Genomic DNA, 752 nt, shown 5'->3' with positions numbered 1-752 from the left:
AACGTCTCGACCTCAGTCGAAGTCAGGTCCATCGGCTGCTGCAGGCCTATGACCGGGATGGTCCGGCCGGGCTCGTTTCGAAGAAGCGATCACGGCCGAGCAATCGGCGCCACAGCGAGGAGTTCCGCAATGCGGCGCTGGATCTGATCCGAGAACGCTATCTGGATTTCGGTCCGACGCTGGCGCGTGAGAAGCTGATCGAGTTGCACCGGATCTCTGTCGCCAAGGAAACGCTACGGCAATGGATGACCGAGGCCGGTATCTGGGTCTCGCGTCAGGAACGCAAGAAACGGGTTTTCCAGCCACGCGGCCGACGTGACTGCTTTGGCGAACTGGTGCAGATCGATGGCTCGCATCACTGGTGGTTGTCTAATCGCTTTCGATCCGTCAAGCGGATTTGGGCATTCAGCGACCTTGCCGGCTTGCGGGACAGGCAACCCGGCTGAACTGATTGGATGGAATCTGCCCTCACCGGCCGGGTCCTTCAGAGCTATCCAGTGCTGGGAGCAGGGTTGTCTCCGCGGTCGACAAATGTCGCCGCACTATGGTTTTCGCAGGTGGATCTTCCTAATGTTCGAGGCGCAGTCTCAATGAGCTGCAGCCACCAGAAGCGGAATGATCCAACCCACGTCCGCAGCAGGGACGCTCAGCACCAAAGCTAGATGGCGCGCTGAGGGATGAAGGCGTCGCCTATATGGTCGCGCCAGCCGATGCGTTGAACACTTCTCCCGTCCTGAGCATGCTGTGCATGA

1 pseudogene is annotated in these 752 nt (G+C 59.7%); it reads left to right on the top strand.

The features are described from left to right. Nucleotides 1-377 (top strand): annotated as a pseudogene (locus JNB91_RS30335) (helix-turn-helix domain-containing protein); the annotation flags it as partial. Nucleotides 378-752: the final 375 nt, after the last annotated feature.

Source organism: Aliirhizobium wenxiniae (assembly GCF_019511445.1).
GTDB lineage: Bacteria > Pseudomonadota > Alphaproteobacteria > Rhizobiales > Rhizobiaceae > Neorhizobium > Neorhizobium wenxiniae_A.
The sequence above is the reverse complement of the archived record's forward strand: the minus strand, read 5'-3'. Positions and strand labels throughout refer to the sequence as shown.